Consider the following 15,470-nt stretch of genomic DNA (forward strand, 5'->3'; position numbering starts at 1 on the left):
CTGCTTTCGCAGGGACGACACCGAATATGTGGTTCGAGCCCGAGCAATGGAGAAAAGCACGGGGGTAGTATCACCCGACTTTCCCTGCGCGATGCCTCAGCGGGCCGCAGTCAGGCCACCCTTCTTCTCCAGACGACCCAGGAATCGGCCGACGTCGATAATGGCGCGTTCGTGGAAGCCTTCGGAGACGGTCTCGACCTCATCTCGACAAATCGCCTTGAAGCGCAATTTTCGTCCGTCGATCGAAATCAGTTCGACCTCGGCCGTGACGTTCATGCCGACCGGCGTCGCGGCACTGTGGCTCAGATCGACGTGGGTGCCCACGGTCTTCTGTCCGGAATCGAGATAAGGCTTCAGAGCCTCGATGCACGCCCATTCGACAAAGCCAACCAGAAACGCGGTGGCGAAGACCGGCGGCATGTCGGCAAACCCCGTGAAAGCCTCGGCCACGGCTGGCACCGTAAGCCGGCCGTCGACGGGGATCGTCAACGTATGGCGGATGCCGACTGCAAGAGGCGTGCTGGTCATCGAATAGTTCCTATATCGAGAGGGTGCGCGCGATCAGCATCTTCTGGATTTCGACGGTCCCTCCGGCAAACAGGCAGAATGGCGCCTCGCGGTAATAGCGGGAAACCGGCTCGAATTCGAAATAGGCGCGACCGCCGACTACGCGGACGGCGATTTCGACCACGCGTTGCAGCTGCTCCGAGCAGAAATACTTGGTCATGGATATCGCCTGCGTCGCGTCGTCGCCGCTCTCCTGCATCTGCACGGCGTTCTCGAAGAACAACTCCATGCCCTTTGTGAGGGTCGTCATCTCGACGACAGAATGCTGGATCGCCTGAAAATCCTTGAGGGCCTTGCCGAACTGGCGACGCTCGCGAATGAAGTCGGTCGCGCGGTTGGTGGCTGCGCGTGAAGCAGCGAGCCGATCCTGATCACCGCAAGGCAGCTGGGAGATCTGATCGACGGCTCGGGCTGAACCCGGTGATCTCTTCCTGACGGAAGAATCCTGATTGGGATTCCTATCGGTCGACGCTGCAACACCGCCAGAAGCATGCGTGGCGGACAATGATCGTGCTGCTGGGCGCGGACGAGGTCGGCACCAACGAGATCATGCGCCGGACAGATACCGGACCGAGATCGACGGGACAAAATCGACCCGTTGCGGACGTAGGTAGGTCGGCCATAATGTCTTCTCTTTAAGGCAATTCGGTCGGAGGCGAGATGGTCGATCAGTGGCCCCCAGATGCAAAGTTTCAAATGGGTGACTATGCCGCAAAGAAGGGGCGGGCATCATGGCGCGGTAGAATCGTTGGTTGGTATCGTACGGATTTGACCAAGCTCGGATACGCGATCGAGAGCTACTTCGAGCCTGGCTCGGTGCAGATTTACCCAGAGACGGCGATCGACGCATGGGAGCCGCCGGTCTTGGAAGGTGAGTGACCGATTCTCACCCTCCTGCGACCTCCACGAATCGGAAGAACGGTCGTGGGCGGGTACCAACCGTTGGATTCGATCCACTCGCCATTATCCGGAATGGCAGTTCTTGAGGGGGCGGGAAGGGAACCGGTTCAGCGCCGCTTGGCGGACCAGGCCGCTTACATCCTCGAAAGCGCCAGGCCGAGATAGGCGATGAGCGCGCCCGTGCTGAGAATGATGACGACGAGCGCCTGCTCTGAACGTGCCTGCAAGGTTTTCCGGGTCACGGCGTTGGACGCTCCGTCTCGAGAAATCATTCTATCCAACTAACGTGGGTTCGTGTCCGTTCCGGTTCCTCCTCGGGTTTCGAGGATGTCGGCCATGCGAGCACACCGATATCTCGCATCCCAACCGGACATGAACAACGCCGCCCGCATTGAAATACGGCGGACGGCGTTGGTTCTAGCCCCAGGAGGAATGGCAAAATCCTGACCTGTACGGATACGGACGAGCGCGGAAAAGGGTTCACACCTTCGGCTCCGTATGATTCCGGTACTCCGGAGGAGCAGATGAAAGTGTCGGGGGCGAGGTCTAGGATTGGGTGACTAAGTTGCTCTGGCCTCAGCGTGTGTACCCCCTCGCTGGGGCCTTTCTTTGTGCCGCCGATTTCCCGGTCGAGCGGAGCAACGCGCGGCAAGTTTCAATCCCTGACCGGGCTCGGACGAGCATGCTGTCGAAGCGCCCGGACCGCATCATCCAGCGGGAGAACGGAAACAGCACCGGAGCGTTCCCGGAGGCTCACGGTGCCTTGTCGGGCTTCACGCGTGTTCGCGTCAGTGTCGCTATCTTGTCGCACAGCAGGATGTCCCTCCGCTCTCGCCGGAACGCTCGGCCTGAATGGGTGGGCACGGCACCGAACCGTACGAACAGAACACGCAGCAATCGCCCGACTTTGGCTTTAACGTCGTGCCGCAACCGCTGCATTCATAAAAGAACTGACAAGCATCGGTGGGCATGATCTCCATTCTCGCGACCGAGTAGTGCGGGCAGGTGATCGTCGATTGAAGGAGCATTGCAATTAGCCCTTGGGTGCGGACGGGTACCCGGCCTTGGTGGTCGCCGAGGTCAGTTGACTTACGTCGGCTTTGGCATCGTCATAGACAATGGTTGCCGTCTTGTCCTTGTAGGACACTGCAACCTTGGCAACACCGGGAATCGCTTCCAGGCTTCCTTTGACGATGGATGGGCATGCCGCGCAGTACATGTTCTCCACGGCCAACGTTATCGTTTTTTCCGCGGCCGTCGCTGCTGTCGCGGCGGCGATGGTGACAGCGAAGGCGACGAGAACCTTGTTCATGGATATTTCCGATCACGAGTTGAGAAAGAAGGACGAGGCGAAGTCGAGGCCGAGCGCGGCAACAACAAGGAAAGTTGCGACGATGAGACTGGCTTTGACGATGCGGCTCGGTAGAGGGTACCCGCAGGCATCGCCATCCGAGCAAGCGCGCCTTCCAACCAACCAATAGCCGTACGCCAGGAACGCGAGCGTTGCCGCTATGAAATAGGGTTGATAGGGAGCAAGCCGCGTGAAATTTCCGATCCACGCTCCGCTCACCCCGAGCCCAAACATAGCGAGCGGCAGGATGCAGCATGACGACGCCGCAAGCGCGCCCAGCAGCCCACCAGCCGCCATGAGGCCTTGTCGTCGCCGGCTGGCGGCAATGTGATCGGTCTGATTGATTTTCATGGACTACACCATGCATCCTGTAGTGACTACAGAAGCAAGGAGCTTTGAACATCCCCCCAGTCACGGCTTCGCGAGCGGGAAGATTGGACGGAATTCCGATCGGCGAATTGTCGCGGCTGACCGGCGTCAATATCGAGACCATTCGCTACTACGAGAAGATCAAGATGTTGCAACCGCCGCCACGTACCGAAGGTGGCCGTCGTATCTATGGACCGACGGAGACCCGTGTGCTCGCCTTTATTCGGCGCGGCCGGGAGCTTGGGTTCGGTCTCGAAGACATCCGCGCCTTGCTCGCCCTGGGAGGACCGGGAAAGGCGTCATGCGAGGACGTGCGCAAGATCGCGTCGCACCATCTGGATGATATCCGTACCAAGATCGCCGACCTGAGAAAGCTCGAAAGACTGCTCGCCAAGACAATCACACAATGTTCCGGAAGCAGGGTGCCAGATTGTCCCGTCTTGGACATTCTCGACGTCAGGCGGTCTTGATGGAAACAAGGACGCGAAACATCGCGTCACTTTCTGCGGCTCGCTCCCCGGTTCGCGAAAGCCGCCGCGGCTCGTGTCACGAGCACACGCAGTAGCTAGCTCGCGCCGCCTCGGGCTCACTGCTCGCCCAGATCGATCTGCGTCAGGATGCCCTGCCGCAGCGCGAGGCGGACCAGCTCGATATCCGTGCCGACACCGAGCTTGTCCTTGATCAGGGAATGCAGGTTCGCGACCGTCTTGGGGCTTAAGTGCAGCGCCTCGGCGATTTCGTCGGTGGTCTTTTCCGCGAGCAGCATGCGCAGCACCTCGAATTCCCGCGCGGTGAGCAGGTCGGCGGCGGCGGTCTCGCCCGCGAGGTGGCTGAGCGCGAGCTCGTGGTCGATATCCGGACTGATCGCGATCTTGCCCGACAGCGCATCCATCACGGCGTCGACCAGCGTCTCCGGCGGGCTGGTCTTGGTGACATAGCCGCTCGCGCCTGCGCGAATCGCCTGCACGGCAAAGGCCGCGTTCTGGTGCATCGTGAACACCAGGATCTTTGCGCGCTTGTCCCACTGGCGAAGGCGGCGGATGGCCTCGATGCCGCCGATGCCGGGCATCGACAGGTCCATGATGACGAGGTCGGGTCCGGTCTCCTTGTAGAGGCGGTAGGCCTCGGCGCCGCCGGAGGCTCCGGCGACGACGGAGAGGCCCGGCTGCTTTTGCAGCATCGCCCGGTAGCCCTCGCGAACGACGGCGTGGTCGTCGACCAGCATGATGGTGCGCGCCGTACTGCTCATGCCGCGCACTCCACGGGCGCGGCATCCAGGCCGGCAGCGAGGGGAACGATGACGCGGAGCGAAGAGCCGCTGGGCTGCCCGGCCGTGAAGCTCAATCGCCCGCCCAGCGCCGCGACCCGTTCGCGCATGCCGAGCAGGCCCATGCCGGACTTGATCGGAGGTTCGCTGGGCCGGCCGTCATCGTCGATCGCAAGCGCGATTTCGCCGACGTTGCCGCCGGAGGCCGCCTCGCGCATCTGTAGCCGCAGCGTCACGCGCGTGGCGCCGGCGTGCTTGGCCGCGTTGGTGAGCGCCTCCTGCACGATGCGGTAGAGATTGGCGCCGACCGAGGAGGGCAGGCGCTCGAACGATCCCGCGATGGTGATCTCGAACCGCGGCGCTCCGCGGCTGCGGCCGTTCCAGCCGGCGATCAGGCCCTCCAGGCTGGCAGCAAGTCCGAGTTCGTCGACATCGGGCGGGCGCAACCTGAACAGGGCGCCGCGCAAGGTCTCCATCATGTCGGTCGCGGTCCGCGCGATGCCGTCGCATTCGGCGAGCAGGGGTGGGCACTCCTGCGCCGCGGTCTGGCGCGCCGAGGCGGCGAGTGCGCGGATGGCGGCGAGCGATTGGCCGAACTCGTCATGCAGCTCGCGCGCGAGATGCCTTCGCTCCTCGTCCTGCACCAGGATCAGTTTCTGGGTCAGCGCGTTGCGGTCAGCGAGCGCGGTAGCGAGGCGCTCGGCGAGGTGGTTGAAGACGTCGCCGATCGCCGACAATTCGGCGAGATCGAACGGCGGCAGCCGTGCGGCGAGGTCGCCTGCTGCGATCCGCTCGAGTCCGTCGCGGATCAAAAGCGTCGGACGCAGCGCCCGCGAGAGCGCCGCATAGATGAGGCCGCAGAGCAGCGGCAACGCGATCATGAACACCGCCATCAGCCGTCCGGCGTCGTGCCAGGCCTCGGCGGTCGGAACGGCCGGATCCACCCAGGCCACGGCCTCGCCGATTACCTGGTCGCGCGAAACCACCGGGTGCACGGCCTCGCGGCCGGGATCGAACAGGTGGCGATAGAGCGCCGCGAAGGCCAGCGGCGGCGGCGCCTGGTCGGTCTGCGCGCCGCCGCAGAAGCGCTGGCTGATCTCACCGCCCCTGCTGCGAAATGCGAGGCACAGCCCCGGCGCCATGACCGAGGCCGCAACGCTGTCGAGATCGGGGAATTTGGAGCGCGGATTGTTCAGCCACTGGATCTTGCTCTGTTGCAGCTCCAGCGTCTTGGCGGCGACATCGGCAACGGCAGCGATCCTGGCGCGCGCGGTGCGGTCGGAATCGATCAGGAAGTAGCCGGAGATGCAGGCAAAGCAGAGCGTCGAGACCGCGGCCACACGCAGCGTCAGCCGCAGCTTGAGATCGCTTCCGGACCAAATCCACATCGGCGTATCCTCAAGGGGTCGCAGACGGCCTCCGGCGCCCGGTCGCGGGCAGGGCCGTCCCGCACATTAAACGGCAGAACGGAAGCGCCGAGAAGCGCCGCCATGGGCGTTCTTTGGCCGAAGATCATTGTCGTGAAATTTTCCCGGCACCGGCCGGGAGGCGCGCCGCTGCGGCGCGGAGGCCCGCCGGCCTAGGTTGCGATCGACCCGCTCGCTCCAGCAGCTGAAAGGCCCAAATCATGCGCCAGTCCCGTCTCGTCTTGCTCTCTGTTGCCCTGATCGGCCTGCTGGCCGGAATTGCTCCCCTGCGCGCCGAAACTGGCGCCGCGGTGGCTGCTCCGCTCAGCGTCAGCATCGAGGATTTCAGCTATCTCGACACCTCGGGCGAGGTGATCGACCAGACCGCCGCGCACCAGACGCGGCTGGATGCGCTGATGCAAAAGTTGCGCGCCGATGTCGCCGCGGAGCCGCAATATCGCCTGGTAGCGCCCACGGCGCCCGCGGGTGAGGCGCGGATCAAGGTGATCGGCGGCGTGCAGAAGATGAGCACGCTGATCCAGTGGGCCAAGGTCGCGGTCATTGATGTCGGCGCGAGCAAGGTGCTGTACGAGAAGCTCTACACGTTTCGTGGCGACACTGATGAGGCATGGGACCATGCGGCGATGTTCGTGTCGCGCGAGGTGCGCGCTGCGCTGGCGGCCGCGCTGCCACCGGCGCAGACCGCGGCGGCGGCGCTGATCGGGCTTGCGGTGTTCGAGTTCGAGCTCGAGGACACCACCGCGGCGCCTGCGGCCGGCCTTGCCGGTGCCGATGCCGCCAAACTCGCCGACGTGACCCGGGGCGTGCGCGACCAGCTTGCGCAGTCGGGCCGTTACCGCCTGGTCGATACCGGCGGCGCGACCGCCGAGCCCGTCAAGGCGCGTACGCTGCGCGACTGCGGCGGCTGCGAAGCTACGATTGCGCGACAGCTCGGCGCGGATCAATCGCTGATCGGCGTGATCAGGCGGGTCAGCCGGACCGAATACACGGTCGGCTTCCAGCTGCGCGATGCCCGCAGTGGCGCGGTCGTTTCGCGCGGCGACAGCGGCCTGCGGATGGGCGCCGATTATTCCTGGACCCGCGGCGCGGTTCGCCTGGTCGGCGACCGCCTGCTCGAGGGCGGGGCGCAGCGGTAGGTCTGAGCCCACGCCGACGGCCTGGCGCGCGGCGCGGGCGACCATCGCAAAGTGCGATAGCTGTTAGACACGCCGTCATCTGGCTCCATGCTGATCTATGCGCTATCACCGCGCTCTGATCCCCGCACAGGAGCCGCCGATGCGTTTGCCCGCCGTCCTTTTCGCTCTCACGCTCGCCGCGAGCCCCGTGGCAGCGCAGGAGCTGTCGGGCACGCTGCTGAAGATCAAGGAGACGAAGAAGGTCACGCTCGGCTTTCAGGAGGCCTCCGTTCCCTTCAGTTATCTCGACGACAATGCGCGGCCGATCGGCTTTGCGCTCGATATCTGCCTCAAGATCGTCGATGCGGTGAAAAAGAAGCTGGTCATGCCCGACATCGCGGTCGACTACGTCCCGGTGACCTCGTCGAACCGGATTCCGCTGATGGTCAACGGCACGATCGATCTGCACTGCTCGGCGACCACCAACAGCGCGGACCGCCAGAAGCAGGTGACCTTCACGAACACGCACTTCCTGAGCGCGACGCGCTTTGCCGCCAAGAAATCCTCCAACATTAACTCGATCGACGACCTCAAGGGCAAGTCGGTCACCGCGGTGGCGGGATCGGTGAACCTCGCGCAGCTCATCAAGGTCAATGCCGATCACAAGCTTGGTGCCAATGTGCTGCCGGCCAAGGACCAGGCCGAGGCATTCCTGATGCTGGAGACCGATCGCGCCCAGGCCTACGCACTCGACGACGTCCAGCTTGCGGTCGCGATTGCGCGGTCGAAAGAACCTTCGCTCTACATGATCAGCGAGGAGGCTTTCTCGAAGGCCGAGCCGTTCGGCATCATGCTGCGTCGGGAGGACGCGCTGTTCAAGGCGCTCGCCGACCGCGCGACGGCGGAACTCTATCGGAGCCCGGAGATCGAGGTCATGTACAAGAAGTGGCTGGAGCAGCCGACCCCGCCGAAAGGCATCAACTACAACGTCCCGATCTCGCCCGCGCTGCGCAACGCGTTCAAGAATCCGAGCTCGAGCTTCGATCCTGATGTGTACGAGGTTGCGAAGTAGCGGACGATAGGCTGACCGAAAAACGGTTCACCGCGCCAAGCCGTCGATCCTTGGAACGGCTTTTCTCGCGCGCGGCGAAAAACGAAATAGCGTCTCATATACATAGCCGGCTTTTCACCTAAGCTTGCGGCAGTTGTGACTGCCGATCAGGAGCCGCCGGTGACCGCGCCATCCCTTCTTTCTCGACGTTCTGCGCTAGGTGTGCTCGCGGGCAGCCTGATTGCGGGTGGTGCGCGCGCGGAAACCGGAGCGGGCGGGGGTGCCGATCTCGGTGGCGTCACGTTGCGGGTGGCGTACTATAAGGGCGGCTGGCGTCCGCTGCTGGAGGCGGCGGGCGAGGACAAGACGCCCTACCGGATCGAATGGAAGGAGCTCAACAACGGTGTGCTCCACATCGAGGCATTGAACGGCGATGCGCTCGACATCGGATCGGGCAGTGAGATTCCGGCGATGTTCGCCGCGCGCCAGAACGCCAAGGTGCGCTTCATTGCCGTTACCCATGAGGATCTCAACATCCAGGTCACGGTGGCGGCGAAGGACGCGCCGATCCATTCGATTGCCGATCTCAAGGGAAAGCGCGTCGGCTATGTGCGCGCGACGACTGCTCATTATTTCCTGGCCAAGCAGCTCGAGGAGGCCGGGCTTGGGTTCGGCGATATCGAGGCCATCAATCTGACGCCGTCGGACGGTTACTCGGCGTTCGCCTCCGGCAAGCTCGATGCCTGGGCGATCTACGGCTACAACGGACAGCTCGCCATCGCCAAGCAGGGTGCGCGCCTGCTCAAGACCGGCGTCGGCTATCTCTCGGGCAACTTCCCGATCTACGCCAATCCGAAGGCGGTCGACGATCCGCAGCGCCACGCGGGGGTGAGCGATCTGCTGCTGCGGATCCAGCGCGCCTATGCGTTCGCCAACAAGAACTTTCCCATCTATGCGGCCGCGCAGGTGGCGGAAACCCATCTGCCGTTGCAGGACGTTCTCGACCAGTTCGCCCGTCGCAGCGACGACTTCTCGCTCGCCGGCGTGATGCCCGACGTGCCGGAAACCCACCAGAAGGTCGCCGACACCTTCCTCAAGCTCGGCGTGCTCGACGCGCGCACGGAGGTTGGCAAATTCTGGGACACGAGCTTCAACGAAGCGATCGCCGCGGGCGCTGCCAAGCTCGCGCGGATATGACGGCCGCCATGAGGACGTAGCCCATATGGGCTAAGCGAGCTCCGTCAATCAATTCCGCTGTACGTGGAACTTCGACGTTTTACGGCCCCAGCGTGACGGCTGGGGCCGCAGGAGGTGTTGTGTGCCTCTGGGGCAATGATCAGAGCACAGCCACTGAACGGCACACAGGTGCGGATGTTCCAACGCGTTGCGGCCGGCGATGCCGTGCTGCCATGCGGACCGGGAAGGTTGCAGGCCGCGCCAAGACCGTATCATGATGACGTCAACCAACTCGTATCGAATGCGAGTCGGGTAGTCGGCCCCGGCACCGGCCTCCAAGGATGCTGGGCCACGTTGTGTTTGCATCGGATTTCTCCCGTTGATGCCGATTTTTGTGCGGAGCTGAAGTTGAACCACGACGCATTGGCCAAGCTCACCGTCTCCGTCATTGTCCTGGTCGCGCTGCTGGTGTGGCGCGTTGCCGACCGCAAGAAATCGATCGATTGCGGAGCAAATTGCCCGACGGACGTCTCGGCGATCCGCAAGCCCGCTCGATAGGATCAGAACAGCTCAACAGCTCTTTTTAGGCCGCCGCCACGTCGGTTGACGGCCTGTTCGGCGGGCGTGGCCGCGCGCGGTTCACAACCCGTGACGGCGATTGCGCTCGGCGCGCAGCGAGCTGCCGACGAATCCGACGCCCTCGATCCCGCGATGGATTTCCCTTGAACAGAGCAAGAGCGTCAGCGTGACGGCGCCGACCGCGACCAGCGCGGTCACGAGCAGGGGATTGGCGCAGAATGCATTGAGCAGGTTCTCGAGCGGCCCGGGCCCGCCTGATGTGCGTGCACCACATGCCGACGTCGTTGCCAGCACCCAGCCGCCGAGTGCCACGCAGGCCGCGTTGGCACAGGCGAGCGCGATGATGACGGCGGCGAGGCCCTTCTTGATCGACAGCGCGAGGTCGACCAGCTTGATCACGGCGCAACATGCCACGGCAAAGCCTGCGACCACGATCCATCCCGGCAAGTCTGCCGCCGGGGTCTGCACCCGGGCAGCCCACAACCCGAGCGCGGCCACGCCGGCGAGCAGCGCGAGATTGATCTTCACAGGCTCCGGAAACCGGCAGCGAAGCAGATGGACGTTGAGCTTCTCGACGAGGTCGAGCAGCGCGCAGCCGATCAGGCCCGCCGCGAAGCCGCCGAGATGCACACCCCAGTCGATCCGCGAATTGCTGATCGCGAGCGCGATATTCAGCCCGATGTTGATGGCGAAGAAGTCGAAGCGGACATCGAGCTTGCCGAGGATCCACAGGCAGAGCAATGCGCCCAGAATGCCCGAGGTGGCGCCGGAGGCGCCGACCGTCAGATAGGGCGTGGCGTGGGTCGCATTGCCGACGATGGCGCCGGACACCATCGCGCAGAGATAAATGATGACGAAGTAGGTGGGCCCGACCCGCCGCTCGAGATGCCCGCCCCACAGCACGAGACACAGCATGTTGGTGGCGAGATGAATGAAGTTGACGTGCAGGAAGCCGTAGGCGAACAGCCGCCAATATTCGTGCCGTGCCAGCGCGGCCGTGTACATTCCGCCATAGCGGAACAGCAACTGCGCCGGTGCCGATGCGCTGCCGGCCTGGATGAAGCAAAACCCCGACGCCAGAACGGTCACCGTCATCAGCGTATAGACCGCCGCATGAGGGGTTTCGAAGAAGCCGGGACTTGCGCGGTAGGTGGCCATGATGATGATAGCGGAGAGGCAGGTTCCCCAGCGTAGCGAAGCGGTCTGGAGATTGCTACTTCCGCGTGCCTGGCCGTGCCTCTATCGGCCATCGCGCGGTGCGTATATCGTCGGCGCCAAAGACAAGATCGGCCAAATATCGATGCCGTGTGCACCGGGCAACGACGTCAGATGAGGAAACGATGTCCGACAAGCTGCTGTTTTCGCCGATGACCGTCCGCGGCGTCACGCTGAAGAACCGCATCGTGGTGCCGCCGATGCACCAGTATTCCGCCGAGAAGGGCTTTCCGACCGACTGGCATCTGATGAACGCCGGCAAGTTCGCCGCCGGCGGCGCCGGTCTGGTGATCGTCGAATCGACCAAGGTGGAGCGCCGCGGCTGCGGCACGATCGGCGATCTCGGAATCTGGGACGACAAGTTCGTCGCGCCGCTCGGCCGCATCGCGGGCTTCATCAAGCAGCAGAACGCGGTCGCCGGCATCCAGCTCGGCCATTCCGGCCGCAAGGCGCGCGCGAGTCGCCCCTGGGAGGGCGACCGTCCGCTTGAACGCAGCGCCGAGATCGAGGATTGGGATGCTTGGACGCCGGTGGCGCCGAGCGCGATCGCCCATAGCGAGCGCTGGCCGGTGCCGCGCGCGCTCGAGACGCATGAGGTGAAGGACCTGGTCGCGGCCTGGGGGCAGGCGGCGCGTCGCGCGCATCAAGCCGGGTTCGAGGTGCTCGAACTGCACGGCGCCCACGGCTATCTCGTGCACGAGTTTCTCTCGGGGCGTTCGAACCAGCGCAATGACGACTATGGCGGGTCGGAATCGAACCGGATGCGCTTCCTGATCGAGGTGACGGAGGCCGTGCGCGCCCATTGGCCGGATCACAAGCCGCTGTTCGTGCGGCTGTCGGTCGAGGACAATGCCGGCTGGGGCCCGGAGCAGAGCGCCCGGCTGGCCAAGATCCTGAAGGCGAAGGGCGTCGATGTGATCGACTGCTCGTCGGGCGGAATCAGCGAGATGGCACCGATTCTGGGCCAGGAGATCAAATACAACTATCAGGTGCCGCTTGCGGAATATGTCCGCAGCCATGCCGATATCATGACCATGGCGGTCGGGTTGATTATTCACGGCGACCAGGCCGAGCAGATCCTGCACGATAAACAAGCAGATTTGATCGCGGTCGGGCGGGAAATCCTCAATAACCCCAACTGGCCGATGGACGCGGCATTGAAACTCGGGGTTGAAGGGCCATTTCGCAATGTTCCTCCGCAGTTTGGCTATTGGTTGGGCACGCGGGCCAAGCGCGGATTCGGGACCCAGCCTTCGACCTGGCAGACCGGGTTGCGGGAAGGTGGTCCAGAGGCCGACTTTGGGCTGACACGGAGCTGACTTGAGAGGGCCGATCTGGGCGGACCAGGGCATCGTGACAGGACCGTAATGGTCCGGTGACGAGGCGGCCTTGATCCGACCAAAAAGCCGTTGTGTGGTGCCCCGCGTCGGGGTGAGGCAGGCCGTATATTGCGAAACGTTGCCGGCCGTTAGCGAAGGGATCACGGATAATGCGCAAACATGTTGGCTTCTTCCTCGGAACGGTTGCGGGCGCGTGTCTCACCCTGCTCGTGGCCTCGCCGCAGGGGGCGCATCTGTTCGCCGTCGCCAATGCCGCCGCGCATTCCGACAACACCTATTCGCAGCTCAATCTGTTCGGAGAGGTGTTCGAGAAGGTCAAGACCGACTACGTCGAGAAGCCCGAGGACTCCAAGCTCGTCGAAGGGGCGATCAACGGCATGATCTCCTCGCTCGATCCGCACTCCCGCTACATGAACGAGAAGGGCTGGGCGGAGATGCAGGAGACCACGCATGGCGAGTTCGGCGGGCTCGGCATCGAGGTCACGATGGAAGACGGTTTCGTCAAGGTGGTGGCGCCGATCGACGACACGCCGGCCTCGCGCGCCGGCATCATGTCGGGCGACGTGATCACCTCGATCGATGATGACCAGATCCAGGGCATGACGCTCGACCAGGCCGTCAACAAGATGAAGGGCGCGCCCAACAGCTCGATCCGGCTGAAGATCGTCCGCAAGGACGCCGACAAGCCGATCGAGCTATCGATCACCCGCGAGATCATCCGAGTCCGCCCGGTGAAGTATCACGTCGAGGGCGGCGACATCGGCTATATCCGGATCACCTCGTTCAACGAGCAGACCACCGAAGGCCTGCACAAGGCGATCGCGGAGATCCAGAAGGAGATCCCGCAGGACAAGCTCGCGGGCTATGTCGTCGACCTCCGCAACAATCCGGGCGGCCTGCTCGACCAGGCGGTTTCGGTGACCTCGACCTTGATGCAGCGGGGCGAGGTGGTCTCGACCCGCGGCCGCAATCCGGAAGAGACCCAGCGCTTCACCGCCCATGGCGGCGACATGACCAAGGGCAAGCCGCTGGTCGTCCTGATCAACGGCGGCTCGGCTTCGGCTTCCGAGATCGTCGCCGGCGCGCTGCACGACCACAAGCGCGCGACCCTGATCGGGACCCGCTCCTTCGGCAAGGGTTCGGTGCAGACGATCATTCCGCTCGGCGCCGGCAATGGCGCGCTGGCGCTGACCACGGCGCGCTATTTCACGCCGTCGGGCCATTCGATCCAGGCGCTCGGCATCAAGCCCGACATCGAGGTGCTGCAGGACGTGCCGGACGAGTTCAAGACCCGCTCGGAGTTGAAGGGCGAGGCCTCGATGCGCGGCCATCTCGCCGCCGAGGGCGCCGAGCAGACCGGTTCGCAGTCTTACGTCCCGCCGGATGAGAAGAACGACAAGGCGCTGGCCGCGGCGTTCAACCAGCTGCGCGGCGTCACCGTCAACGCCGACGCCAAGAACGCGGACAAGGCCGCGCAGAAGCGGCCGGTGCCGAACTAGAAGCCGCACACACGTAGCCCGGATGGAGCCAACGGGGCTACGCAGCTGCCAAAATATCGAAAACAACCCCATGCAAAGGAGCCGGTGGTGGCTGGCGCTCGACTGGGCAACTTGACACGTCGGGCAATTTCAGGGTATTCTTCTAATATTCCGAAATCGTATAGGTGCCGCCTCGAGCTCCGGACTTCCGGCAAGCCAGCGCCGTGACGCCGTCGTCCTTGCCGCGCAAATGCGCGCGCGTGCTCGACCAGCGCCAGTCCTGGGCACGCTGCACCAGACGCGCCCGCATGGGATTGAGCGACACCTAGCGCAACGGCGCCGCGAGATGCGGCTCGTCCATGGCGGCGGCGCCGAACCGGCCCTGCCAGAAATGACCGGTGCGTTTGCGCCGCGCCTGGATTGCTCCGGCATAACTGCGATGCACGCGCGCCAGCGCGCGGCGCAGCCCGTCGGGATCGGACGGCACTAGGATGAGGTGAACGTGGTTCGGCATCAGGCACCAGGCCCACACCTCGACGCCGGCCGCTGCGCAATGGGCGGCGAGCAGGTCGCGATAAAGCGTGTAGTCGCCATCGCCAAAGAAGGTCTGCGCGCTCTCGCTGGAAACGGTGATCGCGATGACCTGATGATCATAATCGGATTGACGCACACTCAGAAGTTGACGCTTCCGGGTCACCGCAGGGCAGCTCAATGCATCGTATCCCAACGAAAATCAGGGGCGCTGTACTTGAAATCCAAGCCCTTCTCCACACTGAAGAACGCATTTGGGTTGAGGTGCTCCTTTACAAGCTTCTTTCGTGCCTCATAGTCCTTCGGCAGCTCTCGCGATGTGACAGGATGCTCGGTCAGCTGAACCAACACAGAGCCGTTATCGAGTTCTCGCACACGATAAGCCGGAGCCGACAGCAGCCGCTCTCTTGAAAAGAGATCAACGTACGGCTTTCCAAACAAGGTCACCCAATAAATGTCCGGAATATATTTCTTCAAGAGATGCGTCGTGACAAACAGACTTACCCTGCTCTTAGCTCTACTCAGATAGGCAATTGAGCTCGACGCCAAACCGATATCGAGATCGTTTTGGGTCGGTCTATGTACGAAACCGAAATCCGCAGAGAATTCGGTAGCGGCACGTTCGGCAAGGCTCAATAGTTCGAGAAGGTTTGGATGTCCGCCGTCATCAATCGAAATTTTCCACGTTGAATGCTGTCTATGCGGCCCATATTGCATGAACACAGACGACTGCAATTTTGGCTTTGCCACTCTCTTGAAGAGCACTTGGTATTCCCATCTCGCTATAAGGCTTGCCGTGTCCGTGATGGAGAATGGTTGCTTTAGCGGCTCGTACGTTCCCGCTCGATCAGGCAACAAATTGGGCGCCACTTCGGCCCACAGGCCAAGCAGCCGGCGAGCGTCTGCTTCCGTATTCAACGGGAGTGGACTCAATATTTCAAAGAACGTTGAAATCATTGGTAAGGAGTGAAGGTCCCGGTTGCAGGATTGAATCGTTGAATAGTGCCGCTCGTGCGAGCGATTGCATCCTGAAGGTTTTGGCTAACTCGCTGAGTGGCTGGACTGACAACTTGCTCCCTTCCAGACGCCTGCTTTGTGGTCTGC

The 15,470-nt window shown here is 63.2% G+C and carries 18 protein-coding genes and 1 pseudogene; 8 read left to right on the forward strand and 11 right to left on the reverse strand.

Features of this window, described 5'->3' with window-relative positions; translation table 11 throughout:
• Window positions 1-96: 96 nt before the first annotated feature.
• Together H8A95_RS16115 and H8A95_RS16120 are read right to left on the reverse strand one after the other, a co-directional pair.
• Window positions 97-489 carry a thioesterase family protein gene (locus tag H8A95_RS16115; protein WP_229184008.1) on the reverse strand — a complete coding sequence of 131 codons (393 nt, stop codon included), beginning with the start codon at window positions 487-489 and terminating at the stop codon, window positions 97-99.
• Window positions 490-538: 49 nt separating this feature from the next.
• The gene (locus tag H8A95_RS16120) at window positions 539-1,072 is read right to left on the reverse strand and encodes an acyl-CoA dehydrogenase family protein (protein ID WP_229184009.1); all 534 of its coding nucleotides are present in this window, start codon (window positions 1,070-1,072) and stop codon (window positions 539-541) included.
• A gap of 137 nt (window positions 1,073-1,209) precedes the next feature.
• Between H8A95_RS16120 and H8A95_RS16125 the strand changes: the two are divergent.
• Window positions 1,210-1,446: pseudogene (locus H8A95_RS16125) on the forward strand (hypothetical protein); the annotation flags it as partial.
• A gap of 818 nt (window positions 1,447-2,264) precedes the next feature.
• Here the strand turns inward: H8A95_RS16125 and H8A95_RS16130 are convergent.
• Genes H8A95_RS16130 through H8A95_RS16140 form a run of 3 tightly spaced genes read right to left on the reverse strand, consistent with a single transcriptional unit; the run spans window position 2,265 to window position 3,169 of the window.
• A complete protein-coding gene (locus H8A95_RS16130; RefSeq protein ID WP_229184011.1) occupies window positions 2,265-2,495 on the reverse strand; it encodes a GDCCVxC domain-containing (seleno)protein in 231 nt (76 codons plus the stop codon).
• Window positions 2,496-2,500: 5 nt separating this feature from the next.
• Window positions 2,501-2,779, reverse strand: coding sequence for a heavy-metal-associated domain-containing protein (locus tag H8A95_RS16135; RefSeq protein WP_229184012.1), 279 nt, complete (start codon window positions 2,777-2,779; stop codon window positions 2,501-2,503).
• Window positions 2,780-2,791: 12 nt separating this feature from the next.
• The gene (locus tag H8A95_RS16140; protein WP_229184013.1) at window positions 2,792-3,169 is read right to left on the reverse strand and encodes a mercuric transporter MerT family protein; all 378 of its coding nucleotides are present in this window, start codon (window positions 3,167-3,169) and stop codon (window positions 2,792-2,794) included.
• 83 nt (window positions 3,170-3,252) lie between these two features.
• Between H8A95_RS16140 and H8A95_RS16145 the strand changes: the two genes are divergently transcribed.
• Complete coding sequence (locus tag H8A95_RS16145; protein WP_229184014.1) at window positions 3,253-3,657, forward strand: MerR family transcriptional regulator; 405 nt, start codon at window positions 3,253-3,255, stop codon at window positions 3,655-3,657.
• Window positions 3,658-3,773: 116 nt separating this feature from the next.
• Here H8A95_RS16145 and H8A95_RS16150 read toward each other — a convergent pair whose 3' ends face one another.
• Complete coding sequence (locus H8A95_RS16150; RefSeq protein WP_229184015.1) at window positions 3,774-4,436, reverse strand: response regulator; 663 nt, start codon at window positions 4,434-4,436, stop codon at window positions 3,774-3,776.
• The gene (locus H8A95_RS16155) at window positions 4,433-5,842 is read right to left on the reverse strand and encodes a sensor histidine kinase (protein ID WP_229184016.1); all 1,410 of its coding nucleotides are present in this window, start codon (window positions 5,840-5,842) and stop codon (window positions 4,433-4,435) included. The genes H8A95_RS16150 and H8A95_RS16155 overlap by 4 nt, the downstream gene beginning before the upstream one ends.
• Before the next feature lie 239 nt (window positions 5,843-6,081).
• Between H8A95_RS16155 and H8A95_RS16160 the strand changes: the two genes are divergently transcribed.
• The 4 genes from H8A95_RS16160 (at window position 6,082) to H8A95_RS16175 (ending at window position 9,781) form a co-directional block, all read left to right on the forward strand.
• Window positions 6,082-7,017, forward strand: a complete 936-nt coding sequence (locus tag H8A95_RS16160) for a DUF3280 domain-containing protein (RefSeq protein ID WP_229184017.1) — start codon at window positions 6,082-6,084, stop codon at window positions 7,015-7,017.
• A 139-nt stretch (window positions 7,018-7,156) separates the two neighbouring features.
• Entirely contained in the window at window positions 7,157-8,068 is a 912-nt protein-coding gene (locus tag H8A95_RS16165; RefSeq protein WP_229184018.1) for an amino acid ABC transporter substrate-binding protein, read from the forward strand.
• A gap of 159 nt (window positions 8,069-8,227) precedes the next feature.
• Window positions 8,228-9,244, forward strand: a complete 1,017-nt coding sequence (locus H8A95_RS16170) for an ABC transporter substrate-binding protein (RefSeq protein ID WP_229184019.1) — start codon at window positions 8,228-8,230, stop codon at window positions 9,242-9,244.
• Between the two features lie 135 nt (window positions 9,245-9,379).
• Window positions 9,380-9,781: a hypothetical protein gene (locus H8A95_RS16175; RefSeq protein ID WP_229184020.1), complete on the forward strand. Its 402-nt coding sequence runs from the start codon at window positions 9,380-9,382 to the stop codon at window positions 9,779-9,781.
• Window positions 9,782-9,862: 81 nt separating this feature from the next.
• On the opposite strand, the gene H8A95_RS16180 is transcribed toward H8A95_RS16175, so the two are convergent.
• Window positions 9,863-10,960: a rhomboid family intramembrane serine protease gene (locus H8A95_RS16180; protein WP_229184021.1), complete on the reverse strand. Its 1,098-nt coding sequence runs from the start codon at window positions 10,958-10,960 to the stop codon at window positions 9,863-9,865.
• Window positions 10,961-11,142: 182 nt separating this feature from the next.
• Between H8A95_RS16180 and H8A95_RS16185 the strand changes: the two genes are divergently transcribed.
• Window positions 11,143-12,336, forward strand: a complete 1,194-nt coding sequence (locus H8A95_RS16185) for an NADH:flavin oxidoreductase/NADH oxidase (RefSeq protein ID WP_229184022.1) — start codon at window positions 11,143-11,145, stop codon at window positions 12,334-12,336.
• A gap of 170 nt (window positions 12,337-12,506) precedes the next feature.
• The gene (locus H8A95_RS16190) at window positions 12,507-13,856 is read left to right on the forward strand and encodes a S41 family peptidase (RefSeq protein ID WP_229184023.1); all 1,350 of its coding nucleotides are present in this window, start codon (window positions 12,507-12,509) and stop codon (window positions 13,854-13,856) included.
• A gap of 142 nt (window positions 13,857-13,998) precedes the next feature.
• Here the strand turns inward: H8A95_RS16190 and H8A95_RS16195 are convergent, their stop codons facing one another.
• From H8A95_RS16195 to H8A95_RS16205, 3 genes are read right to left on the reverse strand one after another with little or no spacing between them, the layout of a single operon-like run.
• The gene (locus H8A95_RS16195; protein WP_229184024.1) at window positions 13,999-14,160 is read right to left on the reverse strand and encodes a hypothetical protein; all 162 of its coding nucleotides are present in this window, start codon (window positions 14,158-14,160) and stop codon (window positions 13,999-14,001) included.
• Entirely contained in the window at window positions 14,161-14,505 is a 345-nt protein-coding gene (locus H8A95_RS16200) for a transposase (RefSeq protein WP_229184025.1), read from the reverse strand.
• A 38-nt stretch (window positions 14,506-14,543) separates the two neighbouring features.
• Window positions 14,544-15,323 carry a hypothetical protein gene (locus H8A95_RS16205; RefSeq protein WP_229184026.1) on the reverse strand — a complete coding sequence of 260 codons (780 nt, stop codon included), beginning with the start codon at window positions 15,321-15,323 and terminating at the stop codon, window positions 14,544-14,546.
• Between the last annotated feature and the right edge of the window lie 147 nt (window positions 15,324-15,470).

The organism is Bradyrhizobium oropedii (assembly GCF_020889685.1).
Classification (GTDB): domain Bacteria; phylum Pseudomonadota; class Alphaproteobacteria; order Rhizobiales; family Xanthobacteraceae; genus Bradyrhizobium; species Bradyrhizobium oropedii.